The organism is Phenylobacterium sp. (assembly GCF_030698145.1).
Lineage (GTDB): Bacteria > Pseudomonadota > Alphaproteobacteria > Caulobacterales > Caulobacteraceae > Phenylobacterium.
In genome coordinates, this window is the sequence record NZ_JAUYNW010000080.1 from 18,030 (window position 1) to 39,810 (window position 21,781).

Below are 21,781 nucleotides of genomic sequence, written 5' to 3' on the forward strand. Positions count from 1 at the left end.
ACGATGGCGCGAGGGTTCCGATCCGCTTCAAGCCCGCCGCAGCACGAGGGTCGCCCACGCGTCGCGGTGGATGCGCCGATGCAGGCGGAAACCACGCGAGCGGTAGGCGGCGAACACGCGCCGTTCCTGGGTGCGCAGCAGGCCTGACAGGATCGCAGTTCCGCCCGGCTTCAGCGCGCCCTTTATGTCCTGCGACAGGGCGATCAGGGGGGCGGCCAGGATGTTGGCGAACACCAGGTCGTAGGGCGCGGCTTCGCGCACCAGCCGGTGGCCCAGGCCCGAGGCGTGGACGAAGCGGGCGTCCGCCTGGTTCAGCTTGGCGTTCTCCTGCGAGATGCGGACCGAGGGCCGGTCGATGTCGGTGCCGACCGCCTTGCGGCTGCCGGTGCGCGCCGCGGCGATGGCCAGCACGCCGGTGCCGGCGCCCACGTCCAGCACCCGCTCGAACCGCCTGGCCTTGATGAGTTGGTCATAGGCCTGAAGACAGCCCACCGTGGTGCCATGGTGACCGGTGCCGAAGGCCGCGCCGGCCTCGATGCGCAGGTTGACGGCATTGACCGGCGCGCGGCCAGTGTCATGGGCGCCGAACACGAAGAACCGCCCGGCCCGGACCGGGGGCAGGCCCGAGAGCGCCATGGCCAGCCAGTCGGCGTCGGCCAGCTTCTCGACCACGGTCTTCAGCTTGGGAAACCCGGCAAGGGCCGCGACCAGGCCATCGGCCTCCTCGGTCGAGGTAGGGAAGGCGTCGATCCGCCAGACGTCGTGGTCCTCGTCCTCTTCCAGGATGGAATAGGTCACGCCTTCCAGCATGGGATCGGCGTCGACGGCCTCGGCGGCGGCTTCGGCGACGGCGCGGGGCCCGCGGGCGATGATCTGGAGGGCGTCTTCGGTCATCCGCGCCCTTTAGAGCGCGCGGCTCCGAAAGGCGAGGGGGCTTCAGGCCGGCGGGGCCTGCGGAGCCTCGGACGCCTCAGGGGGTTCCGGCGGCTCGGGCGGCTCCAGCGCCTCAGGCGGCTCGGCCGCCTCGGCGTAGATGTCGCCCGTCACCGAGGGATAGCGGGGCGGCGGCGGGGCGTAGTCGGGCTCAGGCTCGCGGTCGGCCACGGTGACGAACTGCGTCGGCCGGTAGGCCGCGGGCTCGTCGTCGGCGACCACATCCTCGGCCGGCGCCTCGGGGACTTCCGGCTGCAGCCAGTCGGTGCCGATCACATAGTCCGGTATGCCGTACCGATAGCCGGCGAAGGCCGATTGATTGCTGGCGAACTGCGCCCTGGCGCCGGAGATCGGCATCAGGGACTGGGGACCTTCGGGGCCGATGAGTTCCTGCGCGCCCGGCTTCATGGCCAGCCCCACCCCCACCCCGACCAGGGTGAACAGGGCGACCCCGATGGCGGCCGAGCGGTCTATGACGGGCGTCGAGAACTTCATCACGCTCAACAAGCGCTCGAAAGCGGCCTTGGTTCAAGTCATCTCGCCTCACAGGCTCGCGAGGGACGGGGCGTTGGGTGTAGAGGAGGCGTCATGAGCAAATACCTTCCCCTCTCCGACCGCCTGGCGCGCGAGATCGCCGACCAGTGGCGCCCGACCCTGGCCGAGATCGAGGAGGTGCTGGGTTTCCCCTTGCCCAAGGCCGCCCAGCAGGCGGCCTGGTGGGGCGGGGCCGCGGAGAAGCCACACCACCGCGCCTGGCTCGATCACGGCTGGCGCGCCGGTGACCTGGACAGGGCGAGCGGCACGGTGACCTTCCACCGCGACACCGCCGCCCACGAGGTCCAGCCCGAGGTGCTGAAGGCCGCATCGGAGGCCGCGACCAAGACGGTCCACACCCAGCGCGCGATGGGCGCCGCGGCCCTGATCGGGGCCGGGGTCGCCGTCGCGGCCGGGATCGGCGTGCTTGCCGCCAAGCTCCTGAAGGGCCGCCGCGCCTAGGCTTCGGCTCGCGCCCGCGCCGTCGCCCGCTCGATCAGGTCGCACAGGGTCGCGATCAGCGGCTTGGGCAGGTTGTGGCCCATGGCGGGCAGGACGTGCAGCTCCGAGCCCGGAATGGTCACGTGGGTGTCCTCGCCGCCGGTCGGCGGCACCAGGGGATCGTCGGCGCCGTGGACCACCACCGTCGGGGCGGTGATCTTGGCGATGGTCGCCCTGCGGTCGCCGCTGGCCACGATGGCCGCCATCTGGCGGGCGAACCCGACCGGATAGAAGCTGCGCTCATAGTCGGACTTCAGGCTGGCGCGCAGCTCGGCCTCGTCGGCCTGGTAGTTGGGCCCGTTCATGATCCGCGCGCCGCTAACGCCGTGATCGAGGAAGCCTTCGAGGTCCGTGCGCGGGTCCGGTCCGCGGTTCGACAGTCGCTCCATGGCCTCCGGCTTGGCCGGGGGCAGGGCGGGGTTGCCGGTGCTGGACATGATCGAGGTCAGCGACAGCACGCGCCCGGGATGCTCGGCGGCCAGGTTCTGGGCGATCATCCCGCCCATGGAGGCGCCGACGATATGGGCCCGCTCGAAGCCCAAGGCGTCCATCAGGCCGACGCCGTCGGCGGCCATGTCGGAGACCAGGTAGGGGACGGGGGGCTTCTGGCCCGACATCAGCGCCTTGTAGACCTCCGGCATGTCCGGGGCGCCGGCCTCGTCGAATTTGTGCGAGAGGCCCACGTCGCGGTTGTCGTACTGCACCACCCGGTAGCCGCGCCCGGCCAGCTCGGCGACGAACTCCGCGGGCCAGCGGGTCATCTGGGCGCCCAGGCCCATGATCAGCAACAGCGGCTCGCCGGTCTCGGGACCGTGGGCTTCGTAATGCAGCGGAATGCCGTTGGCGGTGATCTGGGGCATGAATTTCCCGTGGGCTGGTTGCGCAAATGGACCGCCACCTTGGAGGCCTTCCGCGCACGGCGCACGAAGAAAATCGTCAGCCCTTCTCCACGAAGCTGTCGATCACCTTTTTCTCGCCGGCCTTGTCGAAGGCGACGGTGAGTTTGTTGCCGTCGACGCTCTTCACCGCGCCGTAGCCGAACTTCAGGTGGAAGACCCGGTCGCCGCGCTTGTAGACGCTGGCGGCCGAGGCGTCGGAAACGGCGACGAGCCGGCCCTCGCCCTCGATGACCGCGCCGCGGCCGGGGTGGCTGCCGTGGTAGTTGCGTTCCTGGGCGCGCTTCCAGCCGGGCGACGAGTAGCCCGCGCCGAAACCGGGGGTCTCGTCCCAGCGGCTGCCGTGCTGCTGCATGCCGGGGCCGCCGCCGTAGTAGCCGGTCTCGGACGTGGCCTCGACATTGGCCAGGGGCAGCTCGTCGACGAAGCGACTGGGGAGCTGGCTGGTCCAGCGGCCATAGACCTGGCGGTTGGCGGCGAAGGAGATGCGGGCCTCTTCCCGGGCCCGGGTGATGCCCACATAGGCCAGGCGGCGTTCCTCCTCGAGGCCCTTCTCGCCCTTCTCGTCCATGCTGCGCTGGGACGGGAAGACGCCTTCCTCCCAGCCCGGCAGGAAGACCAGGGGGAATTCCAGGCCCTTGGCGGAGTGCAGGGTCATGATCTGCACGGCGTCGGCCTGCGGACCCTTGTCCAGGTCCATGACCAGGGAGACGTGCTCCAGATAGTCCTGCAGCGTCTCGAACGAGCCCATCGACTGGACCAGCTCCTTGAGATTCTCCAGCCGGGTCTGGGCGGTGGGCGTCTTGTCCAGCCGCAGGGCGTCGGTGTAGCCGCTCTCCTCCAGCACCTGCTCCATGACGCGCGGATGGGGGGCCTCGCCGGCCTGGACCCGCCAGCGGTCGATGTCGCGCAGGAAGTTGGACAGGGCCGTGCGGGTGCGGGCCGCCAGCTCGTCGGTGCGCACCACCTCGCGGGCGGCCTCCATCACCGGGACGCCTGCGACACGGGCCATGGTCAGCAGCTTCTGGACGGTGGTGTCCCCGATGCCGCGCTTGGGCGTGTTGACGATCCGCTCGAAGGCCAGGTCGTCGTCCGGCGACTGGATCAGCCGAAGATAGGCGTGGGCGTCGCGGATCTCGGCGCGCTCGAAGAACCGCGGGCCGCCGACCACCGTGTAGGGGATCTGCAGCAGCACGAACCGCTCCTCGAAGGCGCGCATCTGGAACGAGGCGCGGACCAGGATGGCCATGTCGCGGAATTTGCGCGGATTCTTCTCCGTGCCGCCCTTCTTGGCGCGCTCGATCTCCTCGGCGACCAGCCGGCTCTCTGCCTCGCCGTCCCAGACCCCGCGCACCACGACCTTCTCGCCGTCGTTGGCCTGGGTCCACAGGGTCTTGCCGAGGCGGCCCTTATTGGTGCTGATCAGGCCCGAGGCCGCGGCCAGGATGTGGCTGGTGGAGCGGTAGTTGCGCTCCAGGCGGATGACCGTGGCGCCCGGGAAGTCGCGCTCGAAGCGCAGGATGTTGTCCACCTCGGCCCCACGCCAGCCATAGATCGACTGGTCGTCATCGCCCACGCAGCAGACGTTCTGCCGCTTCTGGGCCAGCAGCCGCAGCCACAGGTACTGGGCGACGTTGGTGTCCTGGTACTCGTCGACCAGGATGTATTTGAAGCGGTCGTGGAACTCGGCCAGCACGTCGGGCTGGCTCATGAAGATGGTCAGGTTGTGCAGCAGCAGGTCGCCGAAATCGCAGGCGTTCAGCACCCGCAGCCGGTCCTGGTAGAGCTTGTAGAGCGCGGCTCCCCGGTTGTTGGCGAACTCGGCGCCCTCGCCGGCCGGCAGGCGGTCGGGGGTCCAGCCACGGTTCTTCCAGTGGTCGATCATCCCGGCCAGCGTCTTGGGCGTCCAGCGCTTGGCGTCGATGTTCTCGGCTTCCAGCGCCTGCTTGATCAGCCGTTCCTGATCGTCGGTGTCGATGATCGTGTAGTTCGACTTCAGCCCCACCAGATCGGCGTGCCGGCGCAGGATCTGGGCGGCGACGGAGTGGAAGGTGCCCAGCCAGCGCAGGCCCTCGGCCTGGGGGCCGATGATGTGGGTGATCCGCTCGCGCATCTCGCGCGCGGCCTTGTTGGTGAAGGTGACGGCCAGCAGCTCCCACGGCTTGGCCTTGCCGGTGGCCAGGATGTGGGCCAGCCGCGTGGTCAGCACGCGGGTCTTGCCAGTGCCCGCCCCGGCCAGCACCAGGACCGGCCCGTCGGTCGCCTCGACCGCCGCGCGCTGTTCGGGATTCAGGCCCTCGAGGTAGTCGGGGCCGCTGACCCGGGCCAGGTCGCTGACGCGGGGCGCGGGCAGGGGAGCTGATTCAAAGGACGACATCGGAACATATGTAGCACAAACCTCGCCCGGCTTAAGTCCCGGAACCCCTCTGAACGCGGTTCGTTTCTCCGGCGACCTTTACCGTGACACGTAGGAGGAAAACGTGGCTGAGAACTCTGGAAGCGGCTCCACCCCGGTCCTGGCCTTCATCGTGGGCGGCCTGCTGGTCGTCGTGGCGGTGATCGCCTTCTTCATGTACTCGGGCGGCGGCTTCGGCGGCGGCGACACCAAGTCCGTCGACGTGAACATCAAGGCTCCCGACATCTCCGCCCCCGCCAAGCCGGGCTAGCCCCATGGCCGACGATTCCAGCTCCTCGACACCCTGGCTCGCCTTCCTGATCGGCGGGCTGATCGTGGCGGTCGCGGTCATCGCGTTCGTTGTCTATTCAGGTGGCGGCATGTCCAAGCCGCAAATGCCCAGCAGCGTCGAGGTGGACGTGAACCTGCCCAAGGCGCCGCCGATCCCCGACGCGCCCCAGCTGCCGAACGCGCCGATCCCGACCCCGAAATAGCTCATGGGCGACAAGCCTCCCCGCGAACGCCGGCCGATCCCACTGGTCCTGTGGGCCGCGCTGGCGGTCGCTGTGGTGCTCGCGTTCATTCTCGTCCTGCGGATCGCCAATCCGCCGGAGGCGGGGCGGGCCCCGCCGAAACCCGACGTGATCGTCCCCACGTCGCCGAAGCCCACGCCCCTGCCGGATGTGAAGCCCGTGAACTAGCGCCGCGCGAAGGCCAGGGCCGCCACCCGGCAGGCCGAGGCCAGTGGCCGCTCGCCGCGCCCCTCGTCGATGCGGGCGATCAGCGCCGCCATGCTGATGGCTTCGTGGCGCGCGACCTCGTCCAGCACGCTCCAGAACTCCGGCTCCAGCGCCAGCGAGGTGGCGTGGCCCGACAGCAGGATGGAACGTTTACGAAGGCGCGGCATGTTGTGCTCTTGTGGGGCCAAGCACAGCCCGGGCGCAACCTCGGAGCGGCGATGTCGGATTGCCTCTTGCAAAAAAATGACGCAGGCGTCATTTTTAATCCGAACGCTGTTCCATAAGGGCTGCTCCCCATGGCCATGACCGCCGACTCCTTCGACCTCCCCATGCAGCGCCAGGCCGATCCGGCCACGACGCCCATGCCCAGGCCCAAGCTCCAGTGGGGCGTGGCGCTGAAGGCGCTCCAGCGGCTGCTGAACGACAAGGAAGACACCGGCCAGGTGTTCGAGATCATGCGCGCGCTAAGCGGTGACTCGGTCCCCAAGGGCTACCAGCGCCTATTGACCACGCCCCAGGGCGGCCGCATCGCCTATGAGCGGGTCGAGCTTATCGACAGGCTGATGGACGACGCCTGGCTCGACGCCTTCGCCACGGGCACGGTCGGCGCGGCCTATCGCGACTTCATCCGCAGCGAGCAGCTGTCGGCCGAGGGCCTGGCCGAGATCAGCCGGGTCAAGAGCAACGATATCGACGTGCGCCATCCGCACGCCTGGTTCGGCCGCCGGACCCGCGACGTCCACGACATCTGGCACATCCTGTCGGGCTATCATCGCGACGGCCTGGGCGAGGCCTGCCTCGTGGCCTTCTCCTACGCCCAGACCAAGAGCCTGGGCTGGGCGCTGATGGCGGCCGGGGCCACCATCCGCTCGCGCGGCGGCGACCATCCCTATGCCAAGGCGATCTGGCAGGGCTATCAGCGCGGCAAGGCCTCGGCCTGGCTGCTGGGCGAGGATTATGAGCGGCTGCTCCATGAGCCGATCGAGGCCGCCCGCCGCCGCCTGGGGATCACCCCGCCGACCATCTACAACGCCATTCCGCCCGAGGCGCGCGACGCCGCCGTCCCTGGCCAGATGTAGCCTCAGTCCTCGCGCTTGGCGCCGTCCAGCGTGCGGTCGGCCTTCTCGCGCTCGGCCGTCGTGACAGTCTTCTCGGCCTTGGTCCGACCGAAGGCGACGCGGTTCTGCGCCGCCTGGGCGCGGCCCTGATCGCGGGACTTGGCCTTCCTGGCCTTGTTGAAGTTGACCAGATCCGCCATCAGCCGCCGTCCTTGGTCATGGCGCGGGCCAGCGCCGGGCGCGCGTTGAGCCGCGCCAACCATTCGTCATAGACCGCGTGCGCCGGCAGCATCTGGCGGGCGAACTGCAGCAGGCTGGCGAACATGATGTCGGCGGCGCTGAAGGCCTCACCCAGCAGGTAAGGGCTGGCCTCGAGCGCGCTCTTGAGTCTCGCGTCCAGGGCCTCGTACTGGGCCTTCAGAGCGGGATCGGTGGCGGTGCGACCCTCGAAATGGCTGACGATCACCGGCTCCAGCACCCCGGCATAGTAGGCGAGCCAGGTGAGATAGGGGCCGCGGAGGGGATCGCCCACCACCGGCCCGATCCCAGCGGCCGGGAACTTGTCGGTAAGATAGAGCGCGATGGCGACGGACTCGCTGATCAGCACCCCGTCGTCCAACAGGGCGGGCACCTGCTTGTGCGGGTGCGGATTGGCCGGGTCCTTGGCGCCGACCCCGTCGCGGCGGGCGATGTCGACGACCTTCACCTCATAGGGCGCGCCCAACTCCTCCAGCAGCCAGAGCATCCGGGTCGAGCGGGACTTGGGGGCGTGGAACAGGGTCAGCACGGGGAGGATCCTTGGGATGGAGTGGACGAGACGCGACGGGAACATAAGCAGAACATAGTTCGGGGCGCAACTTCGCAGGAAACAGGATGCGCGGTTCGCGGGTTTGTCAGCCACCCCAATAGTCAGGAGATGGAACGATGATCCAAGCCTCGCTCATTCGCGAACATATGGAAGTGATCGGCTCGGACGGGGGCCATGTCGGCCGCGTCGACCACGTGCTGGGCGACGAGATCGAACTGGCCAAGCTCGATCTGGGCGGCGGTCTCAAGCACCACCTGATCCCGATCACCTGGGTCGACGACGTCGAGGACGACAAGGTGCGGCTGAACCTCACCCAGGACGCGGCCAAGGCGAGCTGGCGCGAGAAGCACTAGCGGCGCTGGACGGGCGGAGGCCGGGGTCCGGTCTCCGCCGCGCCGGTTATTTCAGCGAGGCGCAGAAGCGCTGGATGCGCGTGCAGGCGTCTTCCAGCACCGCGTTGGACGTGGCGTAGCTGATGCGGAAGAAGGGCGAGAGGCCGAAGGCCGCCCCGAACACCACCGAGACGCCCTCCTGCTCCAGTAGCTGGACCGCGAAGTCGCCGTCGTTCTCGATCACCTTGCCGGCCTCGGTGGTCTTGCCGATCAGGCCCTCCACCGACGGATAGACATAGAAGGCCCCTTCCGGAGTCGGGCACTTCATGCCGGACGCCTGGTTCAGCATCGAGACCACCAGGTCGCGGCGGCCTTCGAACAGCTTGGCGTTCGGCTTGATGAAGTCCTGCGGGCCGTTCAGCGCCTCGACCGCGGCGTACTGCGAGATCGAGCAGGGGTTGGAGGTAGTCTGGCTCATCACCTTGCCCATCAGCTTGATCAGCGGTTCGGGGCCGGCGGCGTAGCCGATCCGCCAGCCGGTCATGGCATAGGCCTTGGAGACCCCGTTCATGGTCAGGGTGCGGTCGTAGAGCGCCGGCTCCACCTGGGCGATGGTCCAGAACTCGAAGTCGCCGAACACCAGGTGCTCGTACATGTCGTCGGTCAGAATCCAGACCTGCGGATGGCGCAGCAGCACGTCGGCCAGGGCCCGCAGCTCAGCCTTGGTGTAGGCCGCCCCAGAGGGGTTGGACGGCGAGTTGAGGATCAACCAGCGGGTCCGGGGCGTGATCGCGGCTTCCAGGTCGGCGGGCTGGACCTTGAAGCCGGTCTCGGCCGACGTGGCCACGAAGGTCGGCGTGCCGCCGGCCAGCAGCACCATGTCGGGATAGCTGACCCAGTAGGGACGCGGGATCACCACCTCGTCCCCCGGATTCAGGGTCGAGACCATGGCGTTGTAGATCACCGGCTTGCCGCCCGGCGAGACGTTCACCTGGCTGGTCTTGTAGGTCAGGCCGTTCTCGCGCTGGAACTTGGCGACGATGGCTTCCTTGAGCTCAACGATGCCGTCGACATTGGTGTACTTGGTCTTGCCGTCGCGGATCGCCTTGATGGCGGCTTCCTTGATGTTGTCCGGCGTGTCGAAGTCGGGCTCGCCCGCGGCCAGGGAGATCACGTTCCGGCCCTGCGCCTTCAGCTCACGAGCTTTCGCGTCGGCCGCCAGGGTGGCGGACGGCTTGACGCGGGACAGCGCGGCGGATTCGAGCGACATGGCGGGGAGACTCCCGGGCAGGGTTGAAAGGAACGGGCGCGGGTTTAGCCGAAGGCGGCCGAAAGGCAAAGCCGGCTTGGAGTCGGAACGGTCGTTCCCGGCCTAGAAGAAGTTCGCGTCGTCGATGTCGGCCAGGGTGCGGCCCGCCAGGACGACCGCGGTCTCCGGGCCATCGGCGGCGTTGAGGTCGGTGTTGGCGAAGACGAGCACGTCGGTTCCGACCTGGACGCCGGCATAGGTCTTGCCTTGCAGGAAGATGGCGGTCGCCTTGACCAGGGCCTCGGCATAGCCGCCGGCGACATCCTCGGCGTAGATGTCGAGGCCCACCTGCTGGGCGTGGACCAGGCCGAAGTCGAGGCGGTCGATGCCCTGCCAATCTCCGATCACCGCCAGGCGGCCGCTGGCCGGCAGGTCGCCGTCGGCCAGCGAGAAGCGGTCAGCTCCCGCCCCGCCGAGCAGCAGATCGACGCCGCCGCCCGCGTCCAGGGTGTCGGACCCGTCGGCGCCGATCAGGGTGTCGGAGCCCGCGCCGCCATCGATCCGGTCGTCGCCGAGATCGCCGCTGATGAAATCTCGCCCGTCGCCGCCGCTCAGGCTGTCATCGTCTTTACCGCCCAGCAGGATGTCGTCGCCGCCGCCGCCAATCACCGTGTCGCGCCCCATATTGCCGTGCGCGAAGGTTCCGTTCGGGGCGCCGTCGGCGGCGCGGATCATGTCGTCGCCCTGGCCGCCAAACACCAGGTTGATCCCCTCGCCGCCGCTCAGGCTGTCGTCGCCCTTGTTGCCCTGCAGGAAGTCGTCGCCGCCGCCGCCCGACAGCGTGTCGTTCCCGTCGCCGCCATAGAGGGCGTCGGCGCCGGCCGCGCCCGCGACGTTCTCATGCGCCCCGTCGCCGATGAACAGGCGCGAGCCGTCGTCGGTCTGCAGGCGTCCGGCCCGCACCAGGGCGCCGACCTCGGCCCCGAAGACCACGGTTCGATCCGCGGTGCTGATCGAGATGTGGTCGGGAAGGCTGGACCCGAGCGGATTGATCAGCACCAAGGCGTAGCGCGCCGAGGCCATGGTCAGGCTGTCCGTGGCGCGGATCGCAAGGGCTTGCAGCGGCTCGATGTCTTCAAAGGCGTAGTGGGCCACGTGGAAACTCCTTCAAACGGCGCGCGCGCCGCTCTCGATGGGTTCCCGTCCGACCGGAGTCGTGCCGCATTTTGCTCAGGGTTACAACGCCTTGAAAGCAGCCCCTGGCGCGACGGGGCCGGCCCGCCTTGACCCGCGCCAGCGAACAGGCGACGGGAGGGCATGCGTCTTATCCTGCGCTTCATCAACGAAATGGACGCCAAGGCCTGGCGGACGCTGGCGGTGTCCTTCGTGCTGTTCGGCGGGGTCGGTATGGTCTTCCTGTTCGGGGCCCAGGTGCTGGGTTTCGACGGCGAGGCGACGGTGGAGCGGTGGCTGGGCATGGCCTCGGACGGGCCCTGGGCCCTGCCGGCCGCGGTGGCCGCCTTCGCGATCCTGGCCTTTGTCGGAGTGCCGCAATTCGTGCTGATCGCCGCCGCCGTGGTGGCGTTCGGGGCCTGGACCGGGTTCGCATATAGCTGGATCGGCACCATGGTTTCGGCCCTGGTCGGGTTCTATGTCGGGCGGATGGCCGGGGCGCGGGCCCTGAAGACCCTTTCGGGCGAGAGCATGCAGCGGTTCATGGACCTGGTCGGCCGCAACGGCTTCCTGGCCAGCCTGATCGTGCGGCTTGTGCCCTCGGCGCCCTTCATCGTGGTCAACATGGCCGCCGGAGTGACGCCCATGCGCATGCGCCATTTCACCGCCGGCACGGCGCTTGGCATCATCCCGAAGATCGCGCTCACGGCCTTTGCCGGCAATTCCATCGTCCAGGTCCTTAAAGGGCAGGGCGGCGGCCACGCGATCTGGCTGGTGCTCATGGTGGTCGCCTGGATCGCCATCGGCTGGTTCGCCCGAAGTTGGCTGAAGTCGCGCGAGGACGCGATCAGCGGCCCCCGGAAGGACTGATCGATGCTGAAGCTGTTCTATTACCGAGGCTCGTGCTCGTTGGCGTCGCACATCGCCTTGGAAGAGGCCGAAGCCGACTACGAGGCGGTGCCCGTCGACTTGGCGAGCGGCGAGCAGACGAAACCGGCCTATCTGGCAATCAATCCAAAGGGCCGAATCCCGGCGCTCGTCACCGACCGCGGCGTCCTGACGGAAAGCCTGGCGATCCTGGCCTTCGTGGCGCAAACCCATCCGGCGGCGAGCCTCGCGCCGCTGGACGATCCCTACGCCTTCGCCCAGGTCCAGGCGTTCAACACCTATCTCGCCTCCACGGTCCATGTCGCCTACGCCCATGGTCGGCGCGCCGGGCGCTGGGCCGACGACCCCGCGGCGATCACTGAGATGAAGCGCAAGGTTCCCGAGACCATGGCCGCCTGCTTCGCCAGGATCGAGGCCGATCTGCCCGATGGACCCTGGGTCATGGGTGAGGCCTATACGATCTGCGATCCCTACTTGTTCACCTTCAGCGGCTGGCTTGCGGGCATCGGGGTCGAGATCGCGCAATTTCCGAAGGTTTTCGGACACTTCCAGCGCATGAACGACCGACCCGCGGTCAGGGTCGTTCTTGCCGCCGAAGCGACCTGAAGCCTGATTCAACGCAAGACTGTTGCGGCGAGACCGTCATTTCGGTATGTCGTCTCCCATGCGTACGTCGTCGCACAGCCTGCTTCTTCTCGACCTGGGGCTTAGTCGCCCCTGGGCCACCCTTTAGGCTGCGCGACTTCGCGGCCGGGCTCCCAGGGGATTTCACCCGCCGCCCGCCCCCTTTAGAACGCCCCGCGAAGAGAGTTCGCAAATGACCCAAGTTTCCAACGACACCGCCCGCGATTCCCGGGATCGCGTCATCGTATTCGACACCACCATGCGCGACGGCGAGCAGTCGCCGGGCGCGTCCATGTCCATCGACGAAAAGCTCGAGCTGGCCAAGATCCTGGAGGACATGCGCGTCGACGTGATCGAGGCGGGTTTCCCCATCGCCTCCAACGGCGACTTCGAGGCCGTCCGTCAGATCTCCGAGATCGTCACCGAGAGCACGGTCTGCGGCCTGGCCCGCGCCGGCATGGTCGACATCGAGCGCTGCGCCGAGGCGATCCGCCCCGCCAAGCGCGGCCGCATCCATACCTTCCTGTCCACCAGCCCCAGCCACCGCGACCATATCCTGAAGGCCAGCCAGGAAGACATCCTGGAGATGGTCACCAAGTCCGTCGGCCACGCCCGCAACCTGTGCGGCGACGTGGAGTGGTCGGCCCAGGACGCCACCCGCACCGAGCAGGACTTCCTGCGCCGCTGCGTCGAGGCCGCCATCAGGGCCGGCGCCCAGACGATCAACATCCCCGACACCGTGGGCTACACCTATCCCAGCGAGTACGCCGAGATCTTCCGCGACTTGATCGAGAACGTACCCGGCGCCGACACGGTGATCTTCTCCACCCATTGCCACAACGACCTGGGCCTGGCCGTCGCCAACAGCCTGGCCGGCGTGCAGGGCGGGGCGCGCCAGGTCGAGGTCGCGGTCAACGGCATCGGCGAGCGGGCCGGCAATGCGGCGCTGGAAGAGATCGTCATGGCGCTGAAGGTGCGCGGCGACCGGCTGCCCTACTTCACCGGCATCGAGACCCAGCACATCACCCGCGCCAGCCGCTACGTCTCGGCGATCACCGGCTTCCCCGTGCAGTTCAACAAGGCGATCGTCGGCAAGAACGCCTTCGCCCACGAGAGCGGCATCCACCAGGACGGGATGCTCAAGGACCGCGGCACCTACGAGATCATGACGCCCGAGAGTGTCGGCCAGGGCGGTTCGAACCTGGTGATGGGTAAACACGCCGGCCGCGCCGGTTTCCGCGAGAAGCTGAAGACCCTGGGCTACGAGCTGGGCCAGAACGCGCTCAACGAGGCCTTCCAGCGCTTCAAGGACCTGGCCGACAAGAAGAAGCACGTGTTCGACGACGACATCGTGGCCCTGGTGGACGACGCCCTGGCCTCGGGTTCCGACCGCATCCAGGTCAAGAGCCTGCGGGTCATCGCCGGCACCGAAGGTCCGCAGCAGGCCGAACTGATCGTCACGGTCGATGGCGTCGAGAAGGCCGCCTCGGCCACCGGCGACGGTCCGGTCGACGCGGTGTTCAACGCCATCCACGAGGCCGTGCCCCATACCGCCATCCTGCGCCTGTTCCAGGTGCACGCGGTGACCGAAGGGACCGACGCCCAGGCCCAGGTCTCGGTGCGCCTCGAGGAGGACGGCCGGATCGCCACCGGCCAGGCCGCCGACACCGACACGCTGACGGCCTCGGCCAAGGCCTATGTCAACGCGCTCAACAACCTCTTCGCCCGCAAGGAAAAGAGCGCGCCCGACGCGATCGCCAGCGGCTTCTGATCCTAAGCGCGCCGCTTGCGGCGCGCGGGACAGCTCCCATGCTCTGGATCATCCTGACCGCGGCCGCCGCGCCGCTCCAGGTCGCGCGCAACGCCTTGCAGCGGGGCCTGGTCGGCGACGCCGGGCCCTGGGGCGCGACCCTGGTGCGGTTCCTGTTCGGCCTGCCGTTCTCACTGGCCATCTTCGCGGTGGTGGCCTTCGCGACGCCTGAGGCCGTGCCGCACCTGTCGTGGCGGTTCGCTATCGCCGTCGTGGCCGGCGCGATCGCCCAGGTCTCGGCCACCGCGGCCCTGATGATGGCCATGCGCCATTCCGGATTCGCCGTCGCCACCTTCATGCAGCAGTCGTCCCTGCCGCTAGGGGCGATCCTGGGCTACGTGGCGTTCGGCGATCAGATGAGCGGAGTCCAATGGATGGGCCTGGCGGCGGCGACCGCCGGCCTGTTGATCCTGTCCTGGCCCAAGGCGGACGCGGTCGCCGGCGTGCTCAGTGGTTCGCTGTTCGGCCTCGCCTCAGGCCTGGCCTTCGCCGTGGCGCTTAACGGCTACCGGCAAGCGGGCATGGCCCTCGAGCCCAGCCACCCGATCTATTCGGCCACGGCCTCGCTCTGCGTCGCCCAGGCCCTGCAGTCGGCGGTTCTCAGCGCCATCCTGGCCGTCACCCGGCCCCAGGCCCTACGGTCCGTCGCCGCCTCCTGGCGTCAGTCGCTGGGCGCGGGGCTCTGCGGCACGGCGGCCTCGGCCTGCTGGTTCTCGGCCCTGGCCCTGGCGCCCGCCGGCCAGGTCCGTGCGGTCGGCGTCATTGAGGGTCCGATCGCCGCCGCGGCGGGCCGCCGGTTGTTCAAGGAACGCCTGAGCCTGCGCCAGATCGTCGGCGGGATCGCGACCGGCGTGGGCGTGGTGATGACGGCGCTTGGCTAGTCCAGCACCGCGGTCATCTGGCGCACGGCCTCGCGGAGCTGGGCCCAGCCCTCGTCGGAGCGCAGGTCGACGCCGTTGAACCAGCGGATCTTCCGGCGGCGCAGGGCCAGGTAGGTGACCGCCGCGCCCAGCAGCGCCGAGACCGCGTTGATCTGGGCGGCCCGGCCGCCGCCGCCGGCGAAGATCTCGCGGGCGAGCCTCAGGCCCATCTCCTCGCGCGCCGTCTCCATGATGGCGGTGAGCTCGTTGCGCTCGACCAGCTCCCAGACCATCAGCTCCAGCACCACGGGCCTGGCCATCAGCAGGCGCGCATAGTTGTCGACCACCACCGCCGAGCGTTCGGAAAGGGGCAGGGCGCGCAGGGCCGCCGGGTCGCCGTCGCAGACCTCCTCGAAGGTGGGGAAGAAATCCGGGCCGTTGGCCACCGCCTCCACCAGTCCCGGCAAGCCGCCGAAATAGCGGTAGATCAGCATCTTATCGACACCGGCCTCACGGGCCACGGCGCTGGGGGTCAGCGCGGCGAAGCCGCCCTTGACCAGTACGGCGCCCACGGCCTCGCGCAGCCTGGCCTCGGTGCGCGGGCGGTTGCGGGCTGTCTTCGTCTCGGCGGCGGGCATGACTCAAGTCTCTGGACGGAGATGTCGTCTCATGCAAGTCTCGCGCTAGAGACTTATGGAGATCGACATGGCCGAGGCAGTGAAGCCTTCGTTCGCGGGCAGAGTCGCCCGCGCCACGATCCTGCATCCGGCCGGGGCCGCCGCGATCGGCCTGTGGGTCGTGGCGCACGCGGCGGTCCTCTGGCTGGCGGGGGGCTATCTGCCCTTCGACCGGCCGGCCTTCGCGGGACGACCCTTCGCCATGCAGATGGCCGTTCCCACGATCGGCATGATCGAGATCCTTGGTCTGATGCTCGTGGTCTATTGGCTGACCCGACGGCGGAAGGTCGACATCGCCACGCGCGCCCCCGACCGCCCCGTCGCGGCGCGAGAGACCGCCATGCTGCTGGCCTACGCCATGCTGGCCCAGGTGGGCGGCTGGCTCTTGGGCCCGGTGCTCGGGTACCGTCCGTTCAGCTTCCACATCGCCGGCACGCTGGTCGGCTGTTCGGTCCCGCCGTCGCCGGGCGAGGTGTGGACATGGATGATCTACAATTTCGTCGCCTTCGCGATCGTGCCCTTCCTCTGGTTCCGCCACCGCTATTCGACCGAGCAGCTCAGCCTGAAGTCCTCGGCGCCGTGGAACGACCTCAGCGTCATCCTGGTGGTCGCCACCATCGAGAGCGCCTTCGAGCTCGGCGCCTTTCCCGGCATCCTCAAGCTGTCGGCGGAGCAACTGCTCATCGCAGCGCCCGTGGCCTTCGCGGTGTTCTTCTTCGGCACCGTGCTGCCCACCATGGTGCTGATCTACGCCATCCTGCTGCCGCGCTACCTGAAGCTCACCGGGTCGCCCACGGTCACGGTGCTGCTGGGCGGGCTGACCTATGCGGCCATGCATCTGGTCGAGGGCTGGTCGGTGTTCGCCACGCCCCGCGACACGGCGCTGTCGCTGCTGTTCGTGCTGCTCAGCTATGTGGGGCCAGGCATGATCAAGAGCTTCATCACCCTGCGGACCGGCAACGCCTGGGTCCACGCCCTGGGCTACCACGCCGTGGCGCCGCACACCGTCGTCGACGCCCCCTTGATCGCCAAGGTCTTCGCCCTGCGCTGACGCTTTTTCGGTCGCCCTCGGCCTGGGCGATTGCGTAGTCTCGGCGCCGATGAAGCTGATCTCCCGCATCGCCGCCGTCGCCGCGGCCTGGCTGTTGGCCACCGCCGCCCAGGCCACCCCCGTCACGGTGTTCGCCGCCGCCTCGCTGAAGAACGCCCTGGACGAGGTCGGCCGTGAATACGCCAGGACCGGCGGCCAGGTGCGGTTCTCTTACGCCGCCTCGTCGGCGATCGCCCGGCAGATCGAGCAGGGCGCCCCGGCCGACATCTATGTCTCGGCCGACAGCGACTGGATGACCTACCTGGCCGAGCGAAAGCTGATCGTGGCGGCCAGCCGCCGCGACCTGCTGACCAATCGCCTGGCCCTGATCGCCCCGGCCGACTCCAAGTCGACGCTGAAGGTGGCCAAGGGCATGCCGCTCGCCCGCGCCCTGGGCGACGGGCGGCTGGCGGTGGCCGGCCCCGAAGTGCCCGCCGGCAAATACGCCAAGGCTGCGCTGACCGCCCTGGGCGCCTGGGACGGGGTCTCGGGCAGGCTCGCCCAGGCCGAGAACGTCCGCACCGCCCTGCAGTACGTGGCCCGCGGCGAGAGCCCGTTCGGGGTGGTCTACGACACCGACGCCAAGGTGGAACCCAAGGTCCGGATCGTCGGCCTGTTCCCGGTGGGCAGCCATCCCGACATCGTCTATCCGGCCGCCCTGGTGGCCGGCTCCAGGAACCCCGACGCGGCGAAATTCCTCAGCTATCTCGGCGGACCTCAGGCTGCGGTCGTGTTCCGCAAGTACGGCTTCAAGGCCCTGCCGCGACGCTGACTACTGGGCCTCGAAGAACGCCTCGGGACCTTCCACCTCGACCAGACGGCCCTTGCGGATCTCCAGGAACCGCGTCGCCGCCGCGCGGGTGAAATAGCGGTCGTGGGAGACGAACAGGCACGCGACCTCGCTCGCCTCAAGCTGCGCCTCCAGGTCCTCCTGGCCCTCGATGTCCAGGTGGTTGGTGGGTTCGTCCAGCAGGTAGAGATTGGGCTTGGCCAGTGTCATGCGCAGGAAGACCAGCCGGGCGCGCTCGCCGTGGCTGAGGTCGCCGATCGGTCCCTTGATCCGCACATAGGGGAAGCCCGCCTTGGCCAGCATGGCGTTGGCGTCGCGGCTGGTGGCGCCCTCGACCGAGGTCAGGTAGTCCACCAGGCTCACCTTCAGCGGCAGGTCGGCCATGCGTTGGTCGAAATAGACCAGCCGGCTTTGCGGATTGAAGCGCAGCTGGGCGCCGCCGTCATAGTGCTGCAGGGCGGGGTCCCAGGACCGCGCCAGGGCCGACAGCAGCATGGATTTGCCAGCGCCGTTCACCCCGAGCAGGGCGATGCGGTCGCCGACCCGCACCGACAGCTTGTCGATGTGGAACAGCTTGCGCCCGCCATCGGGCGTGGTGACGGCGTAGTTCTCGATCCGCAGGGCCACCTTGGCCTCGATCTCGCCCTCGGCCAGCTCCAGCTTGCGTTCGCGGGAGACATAGGAGCCGGTGCGCTCAGCCTCGATCCGGTCGATGCGTTTCTCGGTGGCCTTGGCGCGCTTGTGGAACTTGTCGTTCTTCACGCCCCAGACCCGGTAACGGGCCGCGACCTTCTGGAGGCGCTCGATCTCCTTGCCCTCGAGATGACGCCGCGCGGCGTCGGCGGCGTCACGGTGCAGCAGCGCTTGGCGCGCCTCGACGAAGGGAGCGGCGAAGCTGTGGGCGCCGTCAGCGCGCAGGAACAGGGTCCGCGTGGTGGTGCGCTGCAGGAACGCCCGGTCGTGGCTGACGATCAGCATCGGCAGGCGCTGGTTCTCCTCCAGCCAGCCCTCCAGGACGTTGATGTTCGACAGGTCCAGGTGGTTGGTCGGCTCGTCCAGGATCAGCAGGTCGGGCTCGGAGAGCCGCGCGGCCGCGGCGATCAGCATCAGCCGCTGCCAGCCACCGCTCAAGGCGCCGAAGGGCTGCTCGGCCGTCTCGAAGGCGACGCCGATCTCGTCCAGCAGCACGTCGACCTTCCAGTCCTCCGACCCGTCGGTCACGGGGAGGGCGGCCTCCAGCACCTGGCGCAGCGGCGTGGCGGCCAGGCCCTCGGGAACGTCCTGGGGCACGTAGCCGATCTTCAGGCCCCGCGACCGGACGATCTGGCCGTCCATCAGCACCAGTTCGCCCAGCAGGCATTTGAGCAGGGTGGACTTGCCGGCCCCGTTCTCGCCCACCAGGGCGGTGCGGGCGTCGTCCAACTGGAACGAGACGCCCTCGAAGACCCTATTGGAGCCGTAGAAGAAGCTGGCGTTCTCGACGCCCAGGACGGCCTGACGGGTGGACATCTCGATTCACGCGTGACCGGGCCAGGGAACAGGGAGGGTGGGCGACCTTCGTAGGCTTCCCGGGAGATCGCGGCTGTAGCGGCGACGCCACACAGAGCCATTGTCGTTCATGGCCATGGCTAATGTCGGCGACTCGACGGAACAATCTGACTGTTCAGGAATTGGGGCCTCCGAATGACTCTCTGTCAGCACATGCTAACCGGGGTAGGGCGCCCGGATGTCTGACGCCGGCGTGGCCGACGTCGCGCCGACACGCCCGGCGCTCCAGCGGCTGTTCCACTCGTGGAAGTCCCTGCTCGAACACCTGCCGGTCGGCGTCTATGTCTGCGACGCCGATGGCTTGATCGTCCACCACAACCGCCGCGCCGTGGAGATCTGGGGCTGGTCGCCGAGCGGCGACGCGGGCCGTTACTGCGGAGCCTGGAAGGCGTTCGACGTCGAGGGCGCGCCCGTGACCCTGGATCGTTCCGCTATCGCCGAAGTGCTGGCCACCTACGCCTCGGTGACGGGCCGTGAGCTGATCATCGAACAGCCGTCCGGCCGGCGGGTGCATCTGCTGGCCAATGCGGAGCCTCTGCTGGACGACGACGGCGCCTTGCTGGGGGCCGTCGGCTGCATCCAGGACATCACCGAGCTTCGCCAGACGCGCGACCGGCTTCGGGCGCGGCAGGACTGGACGCGGCGGGTGCTCGAGTCCGCGCCGATCGCCGTCTACAACACAGACGCACAGGGCTTCGTGCTGAGCTTCAACGCCGCCGCGGCGGCGTTGTGGGGCCGTGAGCCGAGGATCGGCGAGGACCGCTGGTGCGGCTCGTTCAAGCTCTACTCGCCACTGGGCGTTCCCATGCCGCTGGATCAGTGCCCGATGGCCCAGGCGATTCGTGACGACCGCCAGATCCAGGGCGCGGAGGCGATCTTCGAGCGGCCCGACGGAACGCGCGGCGCGTTCCTGGCCTATCCCACGCCGCTGCATGGCCCCGAGGGCGAACTGGTCGGCGCTATCAACGTGCTGGTCGACATCAGCGAGCGAAAACGCTCCGAAGACCTGCAGAAGACCCTGGTCGACGAACTGAACCACCGGGTGAAGAACACGCTCGCCACTGTCCAGTCCCTGGCGGTCCACAGCTTCCATGAAGCCGGCGATCCGCGCGCCATGCGCGAGGCCTTCGAGGCGCGGCTGATGGCGCTGTCGGGCGCGCACAATCGATTGGCCGAACGCGCCTGGGAGGGCGCTGAGTTCAGCGACCTCGCCGCCGGGACCCTCGCGCCTCATGGCGAGGCGCGGCTTTCGCTGTCGGGACCGCCTGTCCACCTGTCGGCGCGGGCCGCGGTGACCTTGGCCATGGTCCTGCACGAACTGGCCGCCAACGCGGCGAAGTACGGGGCGCTTTCCAGCGCCGAGGGCCGTCTGGAGGTCACCTGGTCGCGCTGCGCGGACGGCCTGGCCGTCCGCTGGCGCGAATGTGGCGGGCCGCCGGTCCTGGCCCCGTCGCGGTCCGGTTTCGGCCTGCGATTCATCAAGGGCGCGGTGGAGCGGGAACTGTCCGGCGGCGTCGCCCTGGACTTCGCCGCGGAGGGTCTGGTTTGCATGATCGCGACGCCGGCCCAGACCCTGGTTTGACCTTATGCGGCCAAGCTTGGCGGCTTGCCTGCCGCGCGAAACCACACGGCTGTCATTAAGCCTTGAAATGAACCCAATGGCAGGGCACAGCACCTTCCAGTCCTACAAAAGGAGGCTGGAGCGGCCGGGCGCCTATTCATGGCGTGGTAAGCCGGCAGGCCCTAGACTCCCCGGACCAAACTTCCGCCTTCACCCCCTCAGGGCACTGCATGTTCTCGTCCCTCTTCGGCGCCATCTCGAACGATATCGCCATCGACCTCGGCACGGCCAACACCCTCATCTACATGAAGGGCAAGGGCATCGTTCTGAATGAGCCGTCCGTCGTGGCGCTGCGCAATGTCGGCGGACGCAAGGTCGTCCACGCCGTGGGCATAGAAGCCAAACAGATGCTGGGCCGCACGCCGGGCCACATGGAAGCCATCCGCCCCATGCGCGACGGGGTCATCGCCGACTTCGAAGTCGCCGAGGAGATGATCAAGTACTTCATCCGCAAGGTCCACAACCGCAAGGGTTTCGTGAACCCCAAGGTCATCGTCTGCGTGCCGTCGGGCGCGACGGCCGTGGAACGCCGGGCGATCAACGACAGCTGCCTCAACGCCGGCGGCCGTCGCGTCGGCCTGATCGACGAACCCATGGCCGCGGCGATCGGCGCCGGTCTGCCCATCCATGAGCCCACCGGTTCGATGGTCGTCGACATCGGCGGCGGCACCACCGAGGTCGCCGTGTTGTCGCTCTCGGGCATCGTCTATTCGCGTTCGGTTCGCGTCGGCGGCGACAAGATGGACGAGGCGATCATCAGCTACATGCGCCGCAATCATAACCTGCTGATCGGCGAGACCACCGCCGAGCGGATCAAGAAGGAGATCGGCACCGCCCGGGCTCCGGCCGACGGCGAGGGCCTGTCCATCGAGGTCAAGGGCCGCGACCTGATGCAGGGCGTGCCGCGCGAAGTGCGCATCAGTGAAAAGCAGGCCTCGGATGCGTTGTCGGAGCCGGTCAGCCAGATCGTCGACGCCGTGAAGATGGCGCTGGAGGCGACTCCGCCGGAACTGGCTTCGGACATTGCCGACAAGGGCATCATGCTGACGGGCGGGGGCGCGCTGCTGCGCGGCCTGGACGCCGAGATCCGCGACCATACCGGCCTGCCGGTGACCGTGGCCGACGACCCGCTTTCCTGCGTCGCGCTGGGCTGCGGCAAGGTGCTCGAACATCCGAAGTGGATGAAGGGCGTTCTTGAGTCCACCCTGGCGTAGACTTCGCGAGTCGGGGCGCAAAACGCTCCCTCGCATGCGA

The 21,781-nt window shown here is 68.6% G+C and carries 25 protein-coding genes; 14 read left to right on the plus strand and 11 right to left on the minus strand.

The annotated features are described in order from the left end of the window. Positions 1-27 precede the first annotated feature (27 nt). Positions 28-894 carry a 50S ribosomal protein L11 methyltransferase gene (locus Q8Q77_RS11400; protein WP_305583696.1) on the minus strand — a complete coding sequence of 289 codons (867 nt, stop codon included), beginning with the start codon at positions 892-894 and terminating at the stop codon, positions 28-30. Between the two features lie 42 nt (positions 895-936). Next, the gene (locus tag Q8Q77_RS11405) at positions 937-1,437 is read right to left on the minus strand and encodes a hypothetical protein (RefSeq protein ID WP_305583697.1); all 501 of its coding nucleotides are present in this window, start codon (positions 1,435-1,437) and stop codon (positions 937-939) included. A gap of 84 nt (positions 1,438-1,521) precedes the next feature. On the opposite strand from Q8Q77_RS11405, the gene Q8Q77_RS11410 reads away from it, so the two are divergent. Continuing rightward, entirely contained in the window at positions 1,522-1,929 is a 408-nt protein-coding gene (locus tag Q8Q77_RS11410) for a hypothetical protein (RefSeq protein WP_305583698.1), read from the plus strand. On the opposite strand, the gene Q8Q77_RS11415 is transcribed toward Q8Q77_RS11410, so the two are convergent. Beyond that, positions 1,926-2,828, minus strand: coding sequence for an alpha/beta fold hydrolase (locus tag Q8Q77_RS11415; protein WP_305583699.1), 903 nt, complete (start codon positions 2,826-2,828; stop codon positions 1,926-1,928). The two genes, Q8Q77_RS11410 and Q8Q77_RS11415, sit on opposite strands and share 4 nt — an antisense overlap. 76 nt (positions 2,829-2,904) lie before the next feature. After that, entirely contained in the window at positions 2,905-5,241 is a 2,337-nt protein-coding gene (locus Q8Q77_RS11420; protein ID WP_305583700.1) for an ATP-dependent helicase, read from the minus strand. Between the two features lie 103 nt (positions 5,242-5,344). On the opposite strand from Q8Q77_RS11420, the gene Q8Q77_RS11425 reads away from it, so the two are divergent. The 3 genes from Q8Q77_RS11425 to Q8Q77_RS11435 are packed head-to-tail and all read left to right on the plus strand — an operon-like array spanning position 5,345 to position 5,960. Further along, positions 5,345-5,530 carry a hypothetical protein gene (locus Q8Q77_RS11425; RefSeq protein WP_305583701.1) on the plus strand — a complete coding sequence of 62 codons (186 nt, stop codon included), beginning with the start codon at positions 5,345-5,347 and terminating at the stop codon, positions 5,528-5,530. A 4-nt stretch (positions 5,531-5,534) separates the two neighbouring features. Continuing rightward, positions 5,535-5,753, plus strand: coding sequence for a hypothetical protein (locus Q8Q77_RS11430; RefSeq protein WP_305583702.1), 219 nt, complete (start codon positions 5,535-5,537; stop codon positions 5,751-5,753). A 3-nt stretch (positions 5,754-5,756) separates the two neighbouring features. After that, positions 5,757-5,960 carry a hypothetical protein gene (locus tag Q8Q77_RS11435; RefSeq protein WP_305583703.1) on the plus strand — a complete coding sequence of 68 codons (204 nt, stop codon included), beginning with the start codon at positions 5,757-5,759 and terminating at the stop codon, positions 5,958-5,960. Here the strand turns inward: Q8Q77_RS11435 and Q8Q77_RS11440 are convergent. Beyond that, entirely contained in the window at positions 5,957-6,166 is a 210-nt protein-coding gene (locus Q8Q77_RS11440) for a ribbon-helix-helix domain-containing protein (RefSeq protein WP_305583704.1), read from the minus strand. The two genes, Q8Q77_RS11435 and Q8Q77_RS11440, sit on opposite strands and share 4 nt — an antisense overlap. 129 nt (positions 6,167-6,295) lie before the next feature. Between Q8Q77_RS11440 and Q8Q77_RS11445 the strand changes: the two genes are divergently transcribed. Then, positions 6,296-7,078: a Coq4 family protein gene (locus tag Q8Q77_RS11445; protein WP_305583705.1), complete on the plus strand. Its 783-nt coding sequence runs from the start codon at positions 6,296-6,298 to the stop codon at positions 7,076-7,078. Positions 7,079-7,080: 2 nt separating this feature from the next. Here Q8Q77_RS11445 and Q8Q77_RS11450 read toward each other — a convergent pair whose 3' ends face one another. Beyond that, positions 7,081-7,257, minus strand: a complete 177-nt coding sequence (locus tag Q8Q77_RS11450) for a DUF4169 family protein (RefSeq protein ID WP_305583706.1) — start codon at positions 7,255-7,257, stop codon at positions 7,081-7,083. Further along, positions 7,257-7,844 carry a glutathione S-transferase family protein gene (locus tag Q8Q77_RS11455; protein ID WP_305583707.1) on the minus strand — a complete coding sequence of 196 codons (588 nt, stop codon included), beginning with the start codon at positions 7,842-7,844 and terminating at the stop codon, positions 7,257-7,259. The genes Q8Q77_RS11450 and Q8Q77_RS11455 overlap by 1 nt, the downstream gene beginning before the upstream one ends. Before the next feature lie 137 nt (positions 7,845-7,981). Here Q8Q77_RS11455 and Q8Q77_RS11460 point away from each other — a divergent pair, with 137 nt between their 5' ends. Beyond that, on the plus strand, positions 7,982-8,218 hold the full coding sequence (locus tag Q8Q77_RS11460; protein ID WP_305583708.1) for a DUF2171 domain-containing protein: 237 nt from the start codon (positions 7,982-7,984) through the stop codon (positions 8,216-8,218). A 46-nt stretch (positions 8,219-8,264) separates the two neighbouring features. Here the strand turns inward: Q8Q77_RS11460 and Q8Q77_RS11465 are convergent, their stop codons facing one another. Further along, entirely contained in the window at positions 8,265-9,467 is a 1,203-nt protein-coding gene (locus Q8Q77_RS11465; protein WP_305583709.1) for a pyridoxal phosphate-dependent aminotransferase, read from the minus strand. 102 nt (positions 9,468-9,569) lie between these two features. Further along, positions 9,570-10,601: a calcium-binding protein gene (locus tag Q8Q77_RS11470; RefSeq protein WP_305583710.1), complete on the minus strand. Its 1,032-nt coding sequence runs from the start codon at positions 10,599-10,601 to the stop codon at positions 9,570-9,572. 162 nt (positions 10,602-10,763) lie between these two features. Between Q8Q77_RS11470 and Q8Q77_RS11475 the strand changes: the two genes are divergently transcribed. The 4 genes from Q8Q77_RS11475 to Q8Q77_RS11490 all read left to right on the plus strand — a co-directional run bounded on the left by Q8Q77_RS11475 (position 10,764) and on the right by Q8Q77_RS11490 (position 14,822). Further along, positions 10,764-11,489, plus strand: a complete 726-nt coding sequence (locus Q8Q77_RS11475; RefSeq protein WP_305583711.1) for a TVP38/TMEM64 family protein — start codon at positions 10,764-10,766, stop codon at positions 11,487-11,489. Positions 11,490-11,492: 3 nt separating this feature from the next. Next, the gene (locus tag Q8Q77_RS11480) at positions 11,493-12,113 is read left to right on the plus strand and encodes a glutathione S-transferase family protein (protein ID WP_305583712.1); all 621 of its coding nucleotides are present in this window, start codon (positions 11,493-11,495) and stop codon (positions 12,111-12,113) included. Between the two features lie 211 nt (positions 12,114-12,324). Continuing rightward, on the plus strand, positions 12,325-13,902 hold the full coding sequence (locus tag Q8Q77_RS11485) for a 2-isopropylmalate synthase (protein WP_305583713.1): 1,578 nt from the start codon (positions 12,325-12,327) through the stop codon (positions 13,900-13,902). A gap of 38 nt (positions 13,903-13,940) precedes the next feature. Beyond that, the gene (locus Q8Q77_RS11490) at positions 13,941-14,822 is read left to right on the plus strand and encodes a DMT family transporter (RefSeq protein WP_305583714.1); all 882 of its coding nucleotides are present in this window, start codon (positions 13,941-13,943) and stop codon (positions 14,820-14,822) included. Here Q8Q77_RS11490 and Q8Q77_RS11495 read toward each other — a convergent pair. Then, positions 14,819-15,439 carry a TetR/AcrR family transcriptional regulator gene (locus Q8Q77_RS11495; RefSeq protein WP_305583715.1) on the minus strand — a complete coding sequence of 207 codons (621 nt, stop codon included), beginning with the start codon at positions 15,437-15,439 and terminating at the stop codon, positions 14,819-14,821. The two genes, Q8Q77_RS11490 and Q8Q77_RS11495, sit on opposite strands and share 4 nt — an antisense overlap. A 67-nt stretch (positions 15,440-15,506) precedes the next feature. On the opposite strand from Q8Q77_RS11495, the gene Q8Q77_RS11500 reads away from it, so the two are divergent. Both Q8Q77_RS11500 and modA read left to right on the plus strand, forming a co-directional pair. After that, the gene (locus tag Q8Q77_RS11500) at positions 15,507-16,529 is read left to right on the plus strand and encodes a hypothetical protein (protein WP_305583716.1); all 1,023 of its coding nucleotides are present in this window, start codon (positions 15,507-15,509) and stop codon (positions 16,527-16,529) included. 49 nt (positions 16,530-16,578) lie between these two features. Then, positions 16,579-17,340, plus strand: coding sequence for a molybdate ABC transporter substrate-binding protein (modA, locus tag Q8Q77_RS11505; RefSeq protein WP_305583717.1), 762 nt, complete (start codon positions 16,579-16,581; stop codon positions 17,338-17,340). On the opposite strand, the gene Q8Q77_RS11510 is transcribed toward modA, so the two are convergent. Next, on the minus strand, positions 17,341-18,867 hold the full coding sequence (locus Q8Q77_RS11510; protein ID WP_305583718.1) for an ABC-F family ATP-binding cassette domain-containing protein: 1,527 nt from the start codon (positions 18,865-18,867) through the stop codon (positions 17,341-17,343). 217 nt (positions 18,868-19,084) lie between these two features. Between Q8Q77_RS11510 and Q8Q77_RS11515 the strand changes: the two genes are divergently transcribed. Both Q8Q77_RS11515 and Q8Q77_RS11520 read left to right on the plus strand, forming a co-directional pair. After that, complete coding sequence (locus Q8Q77_RS11515) at positions 19,085-20,488, plus strand: sensor histidine kinase (RefSeq protein WP_305583719.1); 1,404 nt, start codon at positions 19,085-19,087, stop codon at positions 20,486-20,488. A 209-nt stretch (positions 20,489-20,697) separates the two neighbouring features. Then, positions 20,698-21,741 (plus strand): rod shape-determining protein, encoded by a 1,044-nt coding sequence (locus tag Q8Q77_RS11520; protein ID WP_305583720.1) that lies wholly within the window; start codon positions 20,698-20,700, stop codon positions 21,739-21,741. Positions 21,742-21,781 lie beyond the last annotated feature (40 nt).